Here is a 15,879-nt window from a genome sequence, read left to right as displayed (position 1 = left end):
GGGCGGAGCCGAAGCCCCGCCCACCACCCTGGACCCGGGCTCCGGCGACGCCCCGACGCGGATCGTCACCCCGGAGGAGAAGCGCGGATGACGGCCCGGCGAACTCCGCTCCCGCCTGTGGGGCCGCGCACCGGAGCGACGGCCCAGGGCGGTGATCGCCCATGACCGACCGGCCGAGCCTGTTCTCCGGCAGCCCCTCCGAACTCATCGGACGCCAGGTCGCCGGGTACCGGATCGAGGAGGAGATCGGGCACGGCGGCATGGCGCTGGTCTACCGGGCCCTGGACCTGCGCCTGGACCGCACCGTGGCGCTGAAGCTGCTCGCCCCGGAACTCGCCCGCAACGTCACCTTCCGGCTCCGCTTCACCCGCGAGTCACGGGTGGCCGCCGCCCTCGACCACCCGCACATCGTGCCGGTCTTCGAGGCGGGTGAGACCGACGGCGTCCTCTACATCGCCATGCGGTACGTCCCCGGCAGCGACCTGCGCCACCTCCTCGACCGCGAGGGCCCGCTGCCGCCCGGCACCGCCCTGCGCATCGCCACCCAGGTCGCCTCCGCGCTCGACGCCGCCCATGAGCACGGCCTGGTGCACCGGGACGTCAAACCCGGCAACGTCCTGGTCGCCCGGGGCACCGACAGCGACCACCCCGAGCACGTCTACCTCACCGACTTCGGCCTGACGAAGAAGTCCCTGTCGCTGACCGGCTTCACCACGGTCGGCCAGTTCGTCGGCACCCTCGACTACGTCGCCCCGGAGCAGATCTCCGGCCGCCCTGTCGACGGCCGCTGCGACGTCTACGCCCTCGCCTGCGTCGTCCACGAACTGCTCACCGGGCACCCGCCCTTCCGCCGTGACGACGACATGGCCCTGCTCTGGGCCCACCAGTACGACGAACCCCCGCCCCTCACCGCCGCCCGCCCCGACCTGCCGCCCGCCGCCGACGCGGTCTTCGCCCGGGCCCTGGCCAAGGTGCCCGACGAGCGGCAGGAGTCCTGCCTCTCCTTCGTCACCGAGCTGCGCGACGCGATCCGGTCCGCCCCGTCACCCGTCGTCCACCCGCCGACCCAGGTCGACGTGGCGGCCGTACCACCGCGTCCGGACGGCCCCGAGGCGCCGCCGCGCTGGGCGGAGCCGGTGTTCCGGCGGCGCGCCTACTGAGGTCCGACCGGTACCGCGCCCCGGCGCCTGCCCAGGGCCCCGGCGAGGAGCGCGCCGAGGAATCCGGTCACCAGCCCCCACAGCAGCGCGAGACCCAGTGCCGACCACAGCCGCGGGCGCAGGAACACGTCTCCGGCGAGACCGCCGCCCAGGTCGCCGATGCCGAGGACGGACAGGCCGTAGTGCGCGGAGAGCCGGCAGACCAGGCAGACCATCAGCACCGTCAGCGCCAGCGCCACCGCCATGTGCACGGCATGCTGCCAGGGCCGGATGCGGGCCGGTGAGCGGGACGCCATCAGGAACGCGGCGGCCAGCAGCAGCACCGCGTCGGCGACCAGCAGCCACCACACCCGGCCGTCGTGCTCGGACAGCGTGCCGAGGTTCAGCTCCGCGATGTCCGGCACCCGCAGCACGTCGTCCAGCAACTGCGGCATCGGCAACCCGAACGGCCCCTCCACCCGGCCGTTCCAGGTGGCGCCGAGACCGATCGTGAACGCCAGCCACACCAGGTTGGGCAGGCCGAGCAGGATCAGCGCGAACGTCTCCGCGGCATGCCCCCGCGTCGCCGCCACCACCAGGCCGATGACGACACCCAGCGCCACATAGGCGAGCAGCAGGGCCACCATGGCGTACGCGGCCGGACGCACCGACTCCTGGAACCGCAGCAGCTGCGCGGGCAGCGGCGCGCGGGACACCAGCAGCGCCAGCAGCAGCACACCCGCCAGCCACAGCAGCCCGAACAGCAGCGTCAGCCCCACGTTGGTGGTGAAGCCGACCTCGGGGCGGATGCCGAACAGGTCGCCGATCTCCCCGAGCGTGTCGTCGCCGAGGTCGATCACGAAGGTCTGCCGCGCGGCGAGGGCCAGGGCCAGCACCCCGAGCAGCCACAGCACCGCGATCCGGCCCGCCCACCCGGCCAGCTCGGCGGCGCCCGCCACCGCCCGGTGCCGCAGCGGCCACAGAAAGCCCGCGGCGACCACCAGGGCGCCGGTGAGGGCGACGGACAGCGGCAGCACGGTCAGCCCGGCGTCCGTCCCCGCGATCCCCCCGGCGTCCCCGGACAGCTCGACGCTCCCGCCGACCGCCATCACCACCGTCGCCGCCACCACCCGGGGGAACGCCCCGTCGGGCAGGTCCGTCGCGCCGGCGGCCCACAGCCCGAGCGCGGACACCACGCCCATGGCGATCAGTCCCGCCAGCACGGTGAGCAGGGCCTCGGCCCAGCCGTGCCGGGCCACGGCCTGCCGGGAAGGGGTTCGCACGGTCACGGTTGCCACGCTAAGCAGCCCGCCGCCGGTACGCCCGCCGGGAGGTCCGTCCGGCTTGCGGGCGCCACGGCACCGGGGCAGACAATGGACACAGGCGCACGCGCAGTGCGCCGAGCCCGGTGCAGCGGCTCACAACGTCCAGGTGGGGGGTTGGTTCGGGGCCGTCGGCCCCACGTCCGGAAGAAGAAGCTCAGTGAGCGTCGAACCGCCGTCGTCCGGCCGCCCCACAGGACCCCCCTCCGGCCCCCTGTCCGGCCCGTCCCAGCCGCCCTCCGAGCCGCCCTCCGAGCCGCCGTCCGACGGTGGCGCCGGGGCGCCCGAGCCCGAACCGGGACCGCACCGGCCCTGGTGGCGTTCGGTGCCCCGGGTCGCGGCCATCACCGCGGCCGTGGTCGCCGCCGTGATCATCGCCGTCGTCCTCACCCGCCCCGGCGGCGGCGACGGCTCCGGCACGGCCACCGACGGTGAGGGCGAGGTCTTCCTCCAGTCGGCGGGCAAGTCCGGCCCCGACCCGTTCACCGACTCCTCCGCGACGGACAGCTCCGCCCCGCCGGTCACCCCGTCCCCGACCACCGAGTCCGCCCCGGCCAACACCGTGCAGGGCGTCAACGGCGGCGACCCCGGCCTGTACGGCGGCACCCAGGACTCCTCCAGCTGTGACGTGGAGAAACAGATCAAGTTCCTCCAGGACGACCCGCCGCGGAACCGGGCCTTCGCCTCCGTCGCCGGGATCAAGGCCGACGACGTCCCCGGCTATCTGCGCTCGCTCACCCCGGTGCAGCTGCGCATGGACACCCGGGTCACCAACCACGGCTTCCGCGACGGCGAGGCCACCAGCTACCAGGCCGTCCTCCAGGCGGGCACCGCCGTCCTCATCAACGACCGCGGCCAGCCCCGGGTCCGCTGCGCCTGCGGCAACCCGCTCACCGACCCGGTCGCGCAGAAGACCACCCCGAAGACGACCGGCGACTCCTGGCCGTCGTACCGCTCCTCGAACGTCGTCGTGGTCGAACCCGCGTCGAAGCCCATCGAGGTCTTCACGCTCTACGACCCCGACACCGGCAAGTGGTTCGGCCGCCACCGCGGCGACACCGGCGGCAAGGACCACGCGACCAAGCCGCCGAAGGACTCGCCGACCCCGTCGACCAGCCCCACCACGCCCACCGCACCGCCGACCACGCCACCGGCCACCACGACCGAACCGGAAGCGCCCGACACCTCCGATGCGCCGTCGGCACCCGGGACCTCGCCCGAGGAACAGGCGCCGGAGGAACAGTCACCGCAGGAGCAGTCACCGGACTCCGGGACGACCACCACCTCGGGTTCCAGCCCCGAGGCACCCGCGAGCCCCGAGGCGCCGACGGCGTCCTAGCCGGGAGTGTGACGACCGCGTCACCCGACCCTGGACTGGGTGGCGCGGCTCGGGGTACGAGGACTGGTGCAACATCGTCCGGCCAGTCCGGCTTCGAAGAGAGAACACGCATGATCGACCACCGGGACGGGGCAGTGGTACCGACTGGGTTCGACGTGCCGGTGGAACCCCTGTGGCGAGCCGCGCACTTCACGGGCGAGACCGGCAGCATCGCCGAGGCACGAGCGTTCGCCGCGCTCTTCCTGGAACAGCTCAGGACGGAGTGGTGCGCCGAGATCGGCGAACGCTGCGAGGGCTCGGCGCTGCTCGTCGTCAGCGAGCTGGTCACCAACGCCGACCGGCACAGCAACGGCCCGTACATCCTCGAACTCGAGGGCACCGACAGCGCGATCGAGGTGTCCGTCTACGACAGCAGCGACGCGGTGCCACTGCGCTATCCGCGCGACCCCCAGCGCATCGGACGGCACGGCCTGGAGATCGTGCACGCCGTCGCCGAGGAGGTCGCCGTCGAACGCGTCCCGGTCGGCAAGCGGGTGCGCGCCGTGGTGCGGCTCGACGGGGACTAGGCCCTGTCGTCACATTCCCGCCTGCCCTTCGGGCGGACGACGGGAATGTGACGACAGGGCCCGGGGCCCGTCCTTCCCGACAGGCCCCGGATCCTCCCGCGGTTCCTCGTTCCTCAGGCGCAGCCCAGCTCGCCCAGCATGCCCTCGCGCAGCCGGACGATGATCCGCTTCAGCAGCCGGGACACATGCATCTGGGAGCAGCCCAGCTGTTCGCCGATCTCGGCCTGGGTGGCCTCCTCGACGAACCTCATGTGCAGGATCCGGCGGTCCCGCTCGTCCAGTTCGGCCATCAGCGGGGCCAGGGACTGGAAGTCCTCCACCAGCCGCAGCCCGTGTTCCTCCACCCCGATGAAGTCGGCGAGGACCGCCTCGCCGGACTCGGCTCCGTCACCGGTGAGGGCGGCGTCCAGGGACGAGGAGTTGTAGCCGTTGGCGGCGATCTGTCCCTCGATGACCTCGTCCTCGGAGATGTTCATCAGCGTCGCCAGCTCGGACACCGTCGGCTCCCGGTCCAGCCTGCTGGCCAGTTCCTCACGCGCCTTGGCCAGCTCCACCCGCAGCTCCTGGAGCCTGCGCGGGACGTGCACGGCCCAGGTGGTGTCACGGAAGAACCGCTTGATCTCACCGACGATGTAGGGCAGCGCGAAGGACGTGAACTCGACCTCGCGGGACAGGTCGAACCGGTCGATGGCCTTGATCAGGCCGATCATGCCGGTCTGGACGATGTCCTCCATGTCGTCGCCGCGTCCGCGGAACCGCCCGGCGGCGAAGCGCACCAGGGACACGTTCATCTCGATCAGGGTGTTGCGGGCGTACTGGTACTCGTGGGTGCCTTCCTCCAGCTCCGTGAGCCGCCGGAAGAACTGGCGGGACAGTTCCCGGGCGTCGCGCGGCGCGATCGTCCGCGGGTCCACGACCTCCGGCCCCGGTCCCTCGCCCACCCCGCCCTCGACACCGTTCTTCGCCTCCGACCGGATCACGGCGGTGTCCATTGCCTCTCCCAGGAAAGTCATGGTTCGACGTCTGCCTCTTCGGGCTCGATTGCACAGTTCACCTGCGGCGCGCTGCCGTGCCGCCCGACCCCAGGTACCCGGAACCGGGTGACCTATGCATCGTCCCTCGAAGCCCGCGGCGACCGCACCGCGGGTTCGCCCCCTCCGGATACCCGGGGTGCGGGACCCCATGCGGGGTGTGTGCCGGGATGGCGAAAACGCTCACCCCCGCGGCCCCCGCCCGGCGGCGGATTCCACCGAGGGCGGAAACACCCCTCCCCTCGGCCCCAGGCTCCTAGTCTGAGGACGTGAGCAACCAGGTGAGCGGCCGAGCGCCGAACGAAGCCCACGTCATTCCCCTGCGCCCGCAGTCCGTACGACGGCAGACGGCCCGTCCGGAGCCGGTACGACGGGAGCCCGAGCGTCCGGAGCCGGTGCGGCCACGCTCCGTACGCCCCGAGTCCGCGCGCCCGGAGCCGCCGCGCCCGGAGGCGGTACGACCGGAGCCCGTGCGTCCGCGATCGCCGCGCCCGGAGCCGGGGCACCTCCCGCGCCGGGACCCGGCCGCCCGCGAACCCCTGTGGCGTGATCTTGTCGGTGACGTGCTGCGCCGGGAGAGGCTGGCGCAGGAACGCACGCTCAAGGACGTCGCCGACGCGGCCCGGATCTCCATGCCGTACCTGTCGGAGGTGGAGCGCGGCCGCAAGGAGGCATCCTCGGAGGTCCTGGCGGCCGCCGCCCACGCCCTCGGCCTGGGCCTCGGCGACCTGCTGTCACTGGCCCACGAGGAGCTGATCCGGGTCACCAGCCACAGCCGGACCCTCCCCGGCCGGGGCCCGGCCGGTGCGCCGCACGGCGGACTGTGCCTCGCGGCCTAGCCGACCGCCCCCGTCTCGTCCTGGAGGCCCAGTCCCGCAGACTCGGGTCCCGCAGGCTCAGGCCGCCGGGACGAGACGCCTGCTGAGCACTTCGTCGGCCAGCCCGTACGCCACCGCCTCGTGCGCGGTGAACACCTTGTCGCGGTCCATGTCGGCGCGCAGGGTCGCGATGTCGTGGTGGGTGTGCCGGGCGAGCACCTCCTCGACCTGGGCGCGAATCCGGACCATCTCCTTGGCCTGGAGCGCCAGATCGGAGACCGTGCCCCGCTGCCCGCCGGTCGCGGGCTGGCCCAGCAGCACCCGCGCGTGCTCCAGCACGAACCGCCGCCCGGGATCGCCGCCCGCCAGCAGCACGGCCGCCGTCGAGGCCGCCTGCCCGACGCAGAACGTCGAGATCGGCGCCCGCACGAACGTCATCGTGTCGTAGATCGCCATCAGGGAGGTGAACGAGCCGCCCGGTGAGTTGAGGTAGACCGCGATCTCCTGCTCCGGCGCCGACGACTCCAGGTGGAGCAGCTGCGCGATGACGACATTGGCCACGCCGTCGTCGATCTCGGTGCCGAGGAAGATGATCCGCTCCGACAGCAGCCGGCTGAACACGTCGTACGACCGCTCGCCCTGCGGGGTGCGCTCGACCACGTTCGGAATCGTGTACGTCCCCATGTCTACAGCCCCATCCGTCGCCGTGCGGCGGCCGGGCGTACGTCGGCGAACGACTCGACGACCCGGTCCACCATGCCGTACTCCCTGGCCTCCTCCGCGGTGAACCAGCGGTCGCGGTCACCGTCGCGGGAGATGGTCTCCGGGCTCTGCCCGGTGTGCTCGGCCGTGATCCGTTCGATGGTCCGCTTGGTGAACTCCAGGTTCTCCGCCTGGATCTCGATGTCGGCGGTGGTGCCGCCGATGCCCGCGGACGGCTGGTGCATCATGATCCGGGCGTTGGGCAGCGCGTACCGCTTGCCCGCCGCGCCGACGCTGAGCAGGAACTGGCCCATGCTGGCGGCGAACCCCATGGCGAGCGTGGAGACGTCGTTGGGGATCAGCCGCATCGTGTCGTAGATGGCGAGGCCGGCGTGGACCGAGCCGCCGGGGCTGTTGACGAACAGGCTGATGTCGGTGCGCGGGTCCTCCGCCGACAGGATCAGCAGCTGGCTGCACACCCGGTTGGCGGAGACCTCGTCGACCTGGGTGCCGAGCAGCACGATCCGCTGCCCGAGCAGCTGGGCGGCGAGCTGGTCGTCGAACCGGGTGGGCGGGGTGTCGCCCTCCTCCGCCCGGGGGATCAGGGCCCGTCCGGGGCCCGTGGTGAGTGGGGACATCGCGTCGCTCCTCGTCGTGGTGGCCGTATCCGTGGTGACCGCGGTCGGTCTCCACTGTGGGCCGGGGCGAGGGCCCCCGGGGCTTTCTAGGCCCGTGGCAGATTCGCCCAGGGCAGAGCGGAGCGGAAAGCCGTCACGACGGGAGCGATGAGTTTCGGCGGCGGCACCGGTCGACACAGATGACCGTTGTCCCGCACCGCCGCATCCGAAAGGTTCCCCTCATGACCCGCGACGGATTCACCACCTGCCTCTGGTTCGACGGCCAGGCCGAGGAGGCCGCCGAGTTCTACGTCTCCGTCTTCCGGAACTCCGCCATCAAGGAGGTCACCCGCTACCCCGAGGGCGGCATGGCCCCGGCGGGCACCGTGATGACCGTGGAGTTCACCGCCAACGGCCACGAGTTCGTCGCGCTCAACGGCGGACCGCAGTTCACCTTCAACGAGGCGATCTCGTTCCAGGTCTTCTGCGACGACCAGGACGAGATCGACCACTACTGGGCCCGGCTCACCGAGGGCGGCGGCGAACCCGGCCCGTGCGGCTGGCTCAAGGACCGGTTCGGCGTCTCCTGGCAGGTCATCCCCGAGCGCCTGTCCGCCCTGCTGAGCGACCCCGACCCGCAGAAGGCCACTCGCGCCACCCAGGCCATGCTCTCCATGGGCAAGCTGGACATCGCCGCCCTGGAGAAGGCGCACGCGGGCGAGTGAACCCGGCCGCCGTCCGCTACCGGGAGGCCTCCGCCAGCAACTCCCCGATCACATGCCGGGAGTTCTCGGCCAGCGGCGGATTGGTCTCCCAGTAGTACGGCAGCTGGATCAGCGCGACCGACAGCGCCCAGCCGCGCCCGCGCGCCCATTCGGCGTCGTCCGCCCCCACCGTGTCCCGGAAGGTCTCGCGGGCCTCGGCGGGCAGCAGGTTCCACGCGATGATCAGGTCCACGGCGGGATCGCCCACCCCGGCGACCCCGAAGTCGATCACGGCGGACAGCCGTCCCCCGTCGACCAGCACATTGCCGGGGGAGAGGTCACCGTGAGCCCACACCGGGGGCCCGGTGTACTCCGGCGCGCGCAGGGCCTCCTCCCACAGGGCCGTCACCCCGGCGGTGTCGGTCCGGCCCGTGAGCCGGGCGATGGCCGAACGGGTGGGCGCGTCCCGGGCCGCCAGCGGCACGCCCCGGCTGCCCGGCGGCCCGTCCGCCGCGTGGACTCCGCGCAGCGCGGCCACGAACCGCCCCAGGTCCTCGGCCAGGCGCTTCGCCTGCGGCACCGCGCCCGCCACGGGATTGCGGCCCGCCAGCCACCGGTACACCGACCAGGGCCACGGGAAGCCCGCACCCGGCTCGCCCCGCCCCACCGGTTCGGGCGTGGGCACCGGCAGCAGCGGCCCCAGCCGGGACAGCAGCCGCCCCTCGCGCCGTACGTCGTCGACGGCGCCGGGGTGCCGGGGCAGCCGCACCACCAGCTCCGTACCGAGACGGAACATCGCGTTCTCCGTGCCGGACGACTCCAGCCGCCGCACGGGCAGCGACGCCCACTCGGGGAACTGCCGGGCGACCAGCGCGCGGACCAGCGCGTCGTCGATGTCGGCCTCGTCCGCGTGCATCTTCGTGTTCATGGCACACACGGCGCCCATTCCATCCGGCAACCCGCCGCCTGTCGACGGAATTTCATCCGCTCCTGGAAGGACGCGTTCGGCGCGCGCCCCGACCGCCGGGTGGCTAGCGTGAGGATGCGGACAGACCACCGAACGGAAGAGGGCCGCAGCCATGGCCGTGCAACCTGAGGGAACCCCCTGCTGGGCCGACGCGATGTTCACCGACCTGGAGGGGGCGAAGACCTTCTACGGCGGCGTCCTCGGGTGGACGTTCGGCGAGGCGTCCACGGAGTTCGGCAACTACACCGAGGCCTACGCGGACGGGAAGGCCGCCGCCGCCGTCGTACCGCCGATGCCCGGCCAGGAGGACCAGTCGCAGTGGTGCCTCTACTTCGCCTCCCAGGACGCCGCCGCCACCGCCCAGCGGATCCGCGACAACGGCGGCGAGGTGCTGATGGGCCCGATGCAGGTCGGCGAGTTCGGCACCATGTGCCTGGCCCGCGACCCCGGCGGGGTCGTCTTCGGCGTCTGGCAGTCCGGCGCCCACGAGGGCTTCGCCGCGCCGATGGGCGAGCCCGGCGCCTACACCTGGGCGGAGGTCTTCACCCGCGAGCCGGAGAAGACGGACGCGTTCTTCCCCGCCGTCTTCGGCTACCGCGCCAAGCAGATGCAGGACGACGCCGTCGACTTCCGCGTCTTCGACCTCGGTGAGAACAGCGTGCTGGGCCGGATGAGGATGACCGACGACTTCCCGCCCGAGGTGCCGCCGTACATCAACGTCTACTTCCGCGTCCCCGACTGCGACGAAGCCGTCACCCGGGCCACCAAGCTCGGCGGCACGCTCCAGTTCGGGCCGATGGACACCCCCTTCGGGCGGTTCGCCGCCCTCACCGACCCGCAGGGCGCCAACTTCTCGGTGATCGACACCAGCCGGACCGAGGGCGAGTTCCCGGCGACCACCGAGGTGTCCTGAACGGACCGGGGCAGGGCCTCGGCGACCACCCGCCCGACCCGCCGTGGCATGATCGGACCCATGCGTGAACGTGTGGTGGCCGCCTGCGACGGGGCTTCGAAGGGAAACCCGGGTCCGGCGGGCTGGGCCTGGGTGGTGGCGGACGAGACGGAGACCCCGGCCCGCTGGGAGGCGGGCCCGCTGGGCAGGTCCACCAACAACGTCGCCGAGCTCACCGCGCTGGAACGACTGCTGGCCGCCACCGACCCCGGCGTACCGCTGGAGGTCCGGATGGACTCCCAGTACGCGATGAAGGCGGTCACCGCCTGGCTGCCCAACTGGAAGCGCAACGGCTGGCGCACCGCCGCCGGAAAGCCGGTCGCCAACCAGGAACTCGTCGTCGCCATCGACGAACTGCTCGGTGGCCGTGACGTCGAGTTCCGCTATGTCCCCGCCCACCAGGTCGACGGCGACCCGCTGAACGACTTCGCCGACCGCGCCGCCAGCCAGGCCGCCTCCGCCCAGCAGGCCGCGGGCAGCGACCTCGGCTCCCCGGAACCGCCGCCCGCCGGGGACGTGCCCGCCAGGGCCCCGCGCCGCAAACCGTCGGGCGGCGCCGCGACGGCCCGCAGCGGCGGCGGCTCCACCCGCACCATCAAGGCCAAGTTCCCCGGCCGCTGCGTCTGCGGCCGCTCCTACGCCGCGGGCGAACCGATCGCGAAGAACGCTCAGGGCTGGGGTCACCCGGAGTGCCGCACGGCCGCCGCCGGATAGCGCGGCGCCGCCCCCGTCCCGTCGTAGGCACTCACCCCGCCGACATGGTCCGCCACCCCGGCAGCGCACCCATCCGCTGCTACTGTGCGTCGCGAGACGACTCCGTAGAGCGATGAACGAGGGGTGTGCATGAAGGTCGCCTGCGTCGGCGGCGGGCCCGCCGGTCTGTATCTGTCGATCCTGCTGAAGCTCCAGGACCCGGCCCACGACATCACCGTCCACGAACGCGACCCCGAGGGCTCGACCTACGGCTGGGGCGTCACCTACTGGCGCGGACTCCTCGACCGGCTGCACACCCACGACCCCGTCTCGGCCCGCGCCGTCGACGCCGCCTCGCTGCGCTGGTCCGAGGGTGTGGCGCACGTGCGCGGCGACACCGTACGGCAACACGGCGACCAGGGCTTCGGCATCGGACGCCACCGTCTCCTGGACATCCTCGCCGCCCGCGCCGCCTCCCTCGGCGTACGCCTGGAGTACGGCCACGAGGTCAGCGCCGACGACCCGCCCGGCTGGGCCGATCTGGTGGTCGCGGGCGACGGCGTCCGCAGCGCCCTGCGCGCCCGCCACGCCGACCACTTCGGCACCCGCCTCAGCACCGGCCGCAACCCCTACATCTGGCTGGGCACCACCAAGGTCTTCGACGCCTTCACCTTCGCCTTCAAGGAGACCGCCCACGGCTGGATCTGGTGCTACGGCTACGGCTACGCCCCCGACCGCAGCACCTGCGTCGTCGAGTGCGACCCCGCCACCTTCGCAGGGCTCGGCCTCGACCGGGCCGGGGAGGCGGAGGGGCTCGCCCTGCTGGAGGACCTCTTCGCCGACGTCCTCGACGGCCATCGGCTGCTCGCCCGGCCCTCCGCCCACGGCGGCGCCCAGCAGTGGCTCACCTTCCGCACCCTCACCAACCGCACCTGGCACCGCGGCAACCTCGTCCTCGTCGGCGACGCCGCCCACACCACCCACTACTCCATCGGCGCCGGAACCACCCTCGCCCTGGAGGACGCCATCACCCTCGCGCACGCCCTGCGCGAGCACCCGGCGCTCCCCGACGCCCTCGCCCACTACGAACAGCGCCGCAAGACGGCCCTGCTGTCCGCGCAGAGCGCCGCCCGCTACAGCGCCCAGTGGTACGAGGACCTCCCGCGGTACATGGACCTGCCGCCCGACCGGATGTTCGCCCTCCTCGGCCAGCGCCACTCACCCCTGCTGCCGCACCTCCCCCCGCGGCTCTACTACCACCTCGACCGCACGGCCGGGCGGCTCACGGCGCTGCGCCGCCTCAAGCGATCCGGCTGAAGCTCCAGGACCCGGTGCTCGCCCGCACCGTCCACGCCCGGACCCTGGCCTCCCGTGAACGCTCCCAGAACCGGATGGCAGACTGACGCCATGGAACAGCGTGTGATGAACAGGTCAGGTCAGCAGGCCTCCGTCGTCGGCCTCGGCACCTGGCAGCTCGGGGCGGACTGGGGCGACGTCGACGAGAAGGACGCCCTCGCGGTACTGGACGCGGCAGCCGAGTCGGGGGTGACCTTCTTCGACACCGCCGACGTCTACGGCGACGGACGCAGCGAACAGACCATCGCGGCGTTCCTGCGCGGCAGGCCGGACCTGGACGTGCTGGTCGCCACCAAGATGGGCCGCCGCGTCGACCAGCTCCCCGAGAACTACGTCCTGGACAACTTCCGCGCCTGGAACGACCGCTCCCGCCGCAACCTCGGCGTGGACCGCATCGACCTGGTGCAGCTGCACTGCCCGCCCACCCCCGTCTACTCCTCCGACGAGGTCTTCGACGCCCTCGACACCCTGGTCGAGGAGGAGCGCATCGCCCGGTACGGCGTCAGCGTCGAGACCTGCGAGGAGGCGCTCACCGCGATCGCCCGGCCGAACGTGACCAGCGTCCAGATCATCCTCAACCCGTTCCGGATGAAGCCGCTGCGCCAGGTGCTCCCGGCCGCCGCCGAGGCGGGCGTCGGCATCATCGCCCGGGTACCCCTCGCCTCCGGCCTGCTGTCCGGCAAGTACACCAAGGACACCGTCTTCGCGGCCGACGACCACCGCACCTACAACCGGCACGGCGAGGCCTTCGACCAGGGCGAGACCTTCTCCGGCGTCGACTTCGCCACCGGTGTGGAGGCCGCCGCCGAGTTCGCCGCCCTCGCCCCCGAGGGCTGCACGCCGGCCCAGCTCGCGCTGCGCTGGATCATCCAGCAGCCCGGTGTCACCACCGTCATCCCCGGCGCCCGCTCGCCGGAGCAGGCCCGCGCCAACGCGGCCGCCGCGGCGCTGCCCGAGCTGTCGGCCAGGACGCTCCAGGCGATCGAGGACCTGTACGACCGGCGGATCCGGCAGCAGGTCGAGCACCGCTGGTAGGCGACGCGCCGACGATGGGCTGACCATAAGCGGATTCACGGGGAACTCGCGGTGACAGAGACCTGAGGTCGCTCGCACCGGGAGGAAACCGTGACCACCGCGGAAGACAACGTCAAGAAGCCCAGGGGGCGCAACGAGACGGAGGAGGAGAGAGCGGACCGGATGTGGCAGGAGCTGATCCAGGAGGTCCGGGTCGCTCAGATGGGAGTCCAGATCCTCTTCGGCTTTCTCCTCACCGTGGTGTTCACACCGACCTACCGTGACCTGACCGACTCCGACCAGGCGATCTACATCGTGACCGTGATGCTGGGCGCCGCCGCGACCGGCGCGCTGATAGGTCCGGTGTCCCTGCACCGCATCGTCTCCGGCCGCCGGGTCAAGCCGCAGGCGGTGCAGATGGCCTCCCGTCTCACCCATGTCGGCCTGGTGCTGCTGCTCGCCACCATGACCTGCTCGCTGCTGCTCATACTGCGGGTGGCGACCCACAACCCCTATGTGCCGTGGCTCGTCACCGGAATCCTGCTCTGGTACCTGCTGTGCTGGTACGCGCTGCCGTTCTGGACCCGCCGTCGGCACACCAGCCGGTGACCCGGCTCAGCCGTCCGTGATGACGTCCGCCAGGAAGTCGTCGACCCGGACCTCCTCGCTGCCCGGCGCCACCACCTCGTAGGTCCGGCGCAGGAACGCGGAGACGGCCGGTGCCCACGCGTACACCACCGCGTGGTGCCGGCCGCCGTCCGGATGCGCGTCGCCGTAGAACTCCATGCGCAGCTCCTCCCACGGGCTGTTCCCGGTCGGTCCGAACCGCACGTCGCCGACCCCGACCGGGCCCCGCAGCCCGTGGGCGAGCATCTCGCGGTCCAGCCGCCAGCGGGCGAGCACCCGCCCGTCGTGGGTGAACACGGCGGTGACGGCGAACGGGTCGGCCGGGTCGTAGCGGAGATGGGTGAGGACCGGGAAGCGGTCCGTGCCGCCCGCCCGGAGCTGCATGACCAGCGTCTGGTGCACATACGCGTTCACGTGAGGGCCCTCCCTGAGTAAGCCGGACAGTGACTCGGGTAACCCTCATCGGCCACACGATGCTCGGCCGCGCGGTCAGCCGAAGGCATCGCGCAGCGCGGGCAGCAGTGTGCTCTTGCACCAGTCGAGATAGGGCTCCTGCGCCTCCCCGCCGATCTGCACCAGGGCGATCTCGGTGAACCCGGCCTCGGCGTACGGCCGTACCGCCGCGACGAAGTCGTCCGGGTCGTCGCCGCACGGAATGGACTCGGCGACGTCGTCGGGGGTCACGAACTGGGTGGCCTGCTCGAAGGAGTCCGGGTGCGGCAGCTCCGAGTTCACCTTCCAGCCGCTGCCGAACCAGCGGAACTGGGCGTGCGCCCGCTTGACGGCCGTGTCCCGGTCGGGGTCGTGGCACACCGGCAGCTGACCGACCCTCGGCTTGCCCCGGCCGCCGTGCTCGTCGAAGGAGTCCAGCAGTCCGGGCTTCGGCTCGGTGGCGATGACCAGGTCGGCCAGCCTCCCCGCGAGTTCGCAGGAGCGCTCGCCGGAGACCGCGACGCCGATCGGGGGCGGCTCGTCCGGCAGGTCCCACAGCCGCGCCGACTCCACGTCGAAGTGCGTGCCCCGGTGGTTCACATGCCCGCCCCGGAACAGGTCCCGGATGATCCCGACGGCCTCCTCCAGCATCTCGTGCCGTACGTCGACGGACGGCCAGCCGCCGCCGACCACATGCTCGTTGAGGTTCTCGCCGGAGCCCAGCCCGAGCCGGAAGCGGCCCTCGGACAGCAACTGCATCGTCGCCGCCTTCTGCGCCACCACGGCCGGGTGGTAGCGGAAGGTCGGACAGGTCACGTATGTCATCAGCGGGATGTCCCGGGTCGCCTGCGCGGCGGCGCCGAGCACGCTCCACGCGTACGGCGAGTGGCCCTGCGCACGCAGCCACGGGAAGTAGTGGTCCGAGGTCACGGCGAAGTCGAAGCCCGCCTCCTCGGCCCGCACGACATGGTCGACCAGCTCACGCGGCCCGGCCTGCTCGGTCATCATCGTGTATCCGATTCGCACCATGTGCCCCGAGTCCCCAGGGGGCCCGAGGGGGAAACGGCCGTCAGCCCGCACTCCCCCGGAAGGTGCGCAGGAAGACGTCCAGGGCCTGCCGGTTCGCGGCGTCGTCGAAGTCGTCGGCCGGGGTCGTCCAGCGCAGCGAGAAGCCCTCCCCGTCGCCCGTGAGGAACCCCCGGCCGAAGGTGCGCTGCACCGTCCCGCGGACCTCGGCCAGCCACTCGAAGTCGGCCGCCCGGCGGCCCTGGTACGTCGTCGGCCGGATGTCCCCGATCCGCCGGAAGCCGACGAACCGCCGCAGTCCCGGCTCGACGTCGTCCCGCCAGATGGCCACCGGATCGGGGCCCAGACGCTCGCTGTAGGTCACGGTCAGGGTGCGCGGATCGCCCGCCGCGCCGAGCACCACGCGGTACGCCAGACCCGGCACCCGGGTGGTGCGCAGCGGCTCCCAGCCCTCGGGCACGGCGATCGTGAAGCCCTCGGGTGCGTCGTAGCGGCGGAACCCGAGCGGCAGGGCGGTGCGGGAGGGCGACGGGGTCGCGGTGGGCGATGGGGGTGCTGTGGAGGAGGGGCTCGG

Annotated in this window: 16 protein-coding genes and 2 pseudogenes; 10 read left to right on the top strand and 8 right to left on the bottom strand. The window is 72.5% G+C overall.

Translation table 11 applies throughout. The annotated features are described in order from the left end of the window. Window positions 1-161 precede the first annotated feature (161 nt). Complete coding sequence (locus KBY47_RS35135) at window positions 162-1,160, top strand: serine/threonine-protein kinase (protein WP_210928534.1); 999 nt, start codon at window positions 162-164, stop codon at window positions 1,158-1,160. Here KBY47_RS35135 and KBY47_RS35130 read toward each other — a convergent pair. Beyond that, window positions 1,154-2,428, bottom strand: coding sequence for a streptophobe family protein (locus KBY47_RS35130; protein ID WP_210928533.1), 1,275 nt, complete (start codon window positions 2,426-2,428; stop codon window positions 1,154-1,156). The genes KBY47_RS35135 and KBY47_RS35130 overlap by 7 nt on opposite strands. A 193-nt stretch (window positions 2,429-2,621) precedes the next feature. On the opposite strand from KBY47_RS35130, the gene KBY47_RS35125 reads away from it, so the two are divergent. Beyond that, entirely contained in the window at window positions 2,622-3,800 is a 1,179-nt protein-coding gene (locus tag KBY47_RS35125; RefSeq protein ID WP_210928532.1) for a DUF6777 domain-containing protein, read from the top strand. Between the two features lie 110 nt (window positions 3,801-3,910). Continuing rightward, complete coding sequence (locus KBY47_RS35120; RefSeq protein ID WP_210928531.1) at window positions 3,911-4,366, top strand: ATP-binding protein; 456 nt, start codon at window positions 3,911-3,913, stop codon at window positions 4,364-4,366. Between the two features lie 113 nt (window positions 4,367-4,479). Here KBY47_RS35120 and KBY47_RS35115 read toward each other — a convergent pair whose 3' ends face one another. Next, window positions 4,480-5,358 carry an RNA polymerase sigma factor SigF gene (locus tag KBY47_RS35115; protein ID WP_210928530.1) on the bottom strand — a complete coding sequence of 293 codons (879 nt, stop codon included), beginning with the start codon at window positions 5,356-5,358 and terminating at the stop codon, window positions 4,480-4,482. 320 nt (window positions 5,359-5,678) lie between these two features. Here KBY47_RS35115 and KBY47_RS35110 point away from each other — a divergent pair, with 320 nt between their 5' ends. Further along, complete coding sequence (locus tag KBY47_RS35110) at window positions 5,679-6,236, top strand: helix-turn-helix domain-containing protein (protein ID WP_374103150.1); 558 nt, start codon at window positions 5,679-5,681, stop codon at window positions 6,234-6,236. Between the two features lie 57 nt (window positions 6,237-6,293). On the opposite strand, the gene KBY47_RS35105 is transcribed toward KBY47_RS35110, so the two are convergent. Beyond that, entirely contained in the window at window positions 6,294-6,899 is a 606-nt protein-coding gene (locus tag KBY47_RS35105) for a ClpP family protease (RefSeq protein ID WP_210928528.1), read from the bottom strand. 2 nt (window positions 6,900-6,901) lie between these two features. Beyond that, the gene (locus tag KBY47_RS35100; RefSeq protein ID WP_210928525.1) at window positions 6,902-7,555 is read right to left on the bottom strand and encodes an ATP-dependent Clp protease proteolytic subunit; all 654 of its coding nucleotides are present in this window, start codon (window positions 7,553-7,555) and stop codon (window positions 6,902-6,904) included. A 221-nt stretch (window positions 7,556-7,776) separates the two neighbouring features. Between KBY47_RS35100 and KBY47_RS35095 the strand changes: the two genes are divergently transcribed. Then, window positions 7,777-8,259, top strand: coding sequence for a VOC family protein (locus tag KBY47_RS35095; RefSeq protein WP_210928523.1), 483 nt, complete (start codon window positions 7,777-7,779; stop codon window positions 8,257-8,259). A 16-nt stretch (window positions 8,260-8,275) separates the two neighbouring features. On the opposite strand, the gene KBY47_RS35090 is transcribed toward KBY47_RS35095, so the two are convergent. Further along, window positions 8,276-9,166: an aminoglycoside phosphotransferase family protein gene (locus KBY47_RS35090; RefSeq protein ID WP_247695716.1), complete on the bottom strand. Its 891-nt coding sequence runs from the start codon at window positions 9,164-9,166 to the stop codon at window positions 8,276-8,278. Window positions 9,167-9,317: 151 nt separating this feature from the next. On the opposite strand from KBY47_RS35090, the gene KBY47_RS35085 reads away from it, so the two are divergent. The 5 genes and pseudogenes from KBY47_RS35085 to KBY47_RS35065 all read left to right on the top strand — a co-directional run bounded on the left by KBY47_RS35085 (window position 9,318) and on the right by KBY47_RS35065 (window position 13,829). After that, complete coding sequence (locus KBY47_RS35085) at window positions 9,318-10,118, top strand: VOC family protein (protein ID WP_210928521.1); 801 nt, start codon at window positions 9,318-9,320, stop codon at window positions 10,116-10,118. Between the two features lie 48 nt (window positions 10,119-10,166). After that, window positions 10,167-10,871: a ribonuclease H gene (locus KBY47_RS35080; RefSeq protein WP_210928519.1), complete on the top strand. Its 705-nt coding sequence runs from the start codon at window positions 10,167-10,169 to the stop codon at window positions 10,869-10,871. Between the two features lie 129 nt (window positions 10,872-11,000). Continuing rightward, window positions 11,001-12,253 (top strand): annotated as a pseudogene (locus KBY47_RS35075) (FAD-dependent monooxygenase). A gap of 4 nt (window positions 12,254-12,257) precedes the next feature. Beyond that, complete coding sequence (locus KBY47_RS35070) at window positions 12,258-13,241, top strand: aldo/keto reductase (protein ID WP_210928517.1); 984 nt, start codon at window positions 12,258-12,260, stop codon at window positions 13,239-13,241. Between the two features lie 90 nt (window positions 13,242-13,331). Next, the gene (locus KBY47_RS35065) at window positions 13,332-13,829 is read left to right on the top strand and encodes a DUF6328 family protein (RefSeq protein ID WP_210928516.1); all 498 of its coding nucleotides are present in this window, start codon (window positions 13,332-13,334) and stop codon (window positions 13,827-13,829) included. A 6-nt stretch (window positions 13,830-13,835) separates the two neighbouring features. On the opposite strand, the gene KBY47_RS35060 is transcribed toward KBY47_RS35065, so the two are convergent. The 3 genes and pseudogenes from KBY47_RS35060 to KBY47_RS35050 form a co-directional block, all read right to left on the bottom strand. Further along, entirely contained in the window at window positions 13,836-14,261 is a 426-nt protein-coding gene (locus KBY47_RS35060; RefSeq protein WP_210928514.1) for an SsgA family sporulation/cell division regulator, read from the bottom strand. Between the two features lie 75 nt (window positions 14,262-14,336). Beyond that, window positions 14,337-15,308, bottom strand: coding sequence for an LLM class F420-dependent oxidoreductase (locus KBY47_RS35055; protein ID WP_210928512.1), 972 nt, complete (start codon window positions 15,306-15,308; stop codon window positions 14,337-14,339). Window positions 15,309-15,348: 40 nt separating this feature from the next. Next, window positions 15,349-15,879 (bottom strand): annotated as a pseudogene (locus tag KBY47_RS35050) (serine/threonine protein kinase); the annotation flags it as partial.

The sequence above is a fragment of the Streptomyces sp. B93 genome (genome assembly GCF_018070565.1).
Classification (GTDB): Bacteria; Actinomycetota; Actinomycetes; order Streptomycetales; family Streptomycetaceae; genus Streptomyces.
Note: the sequence above shows the minus strand (reverse complement) of the source record. Positions and strands in the feature narration are given on the sequence as shown.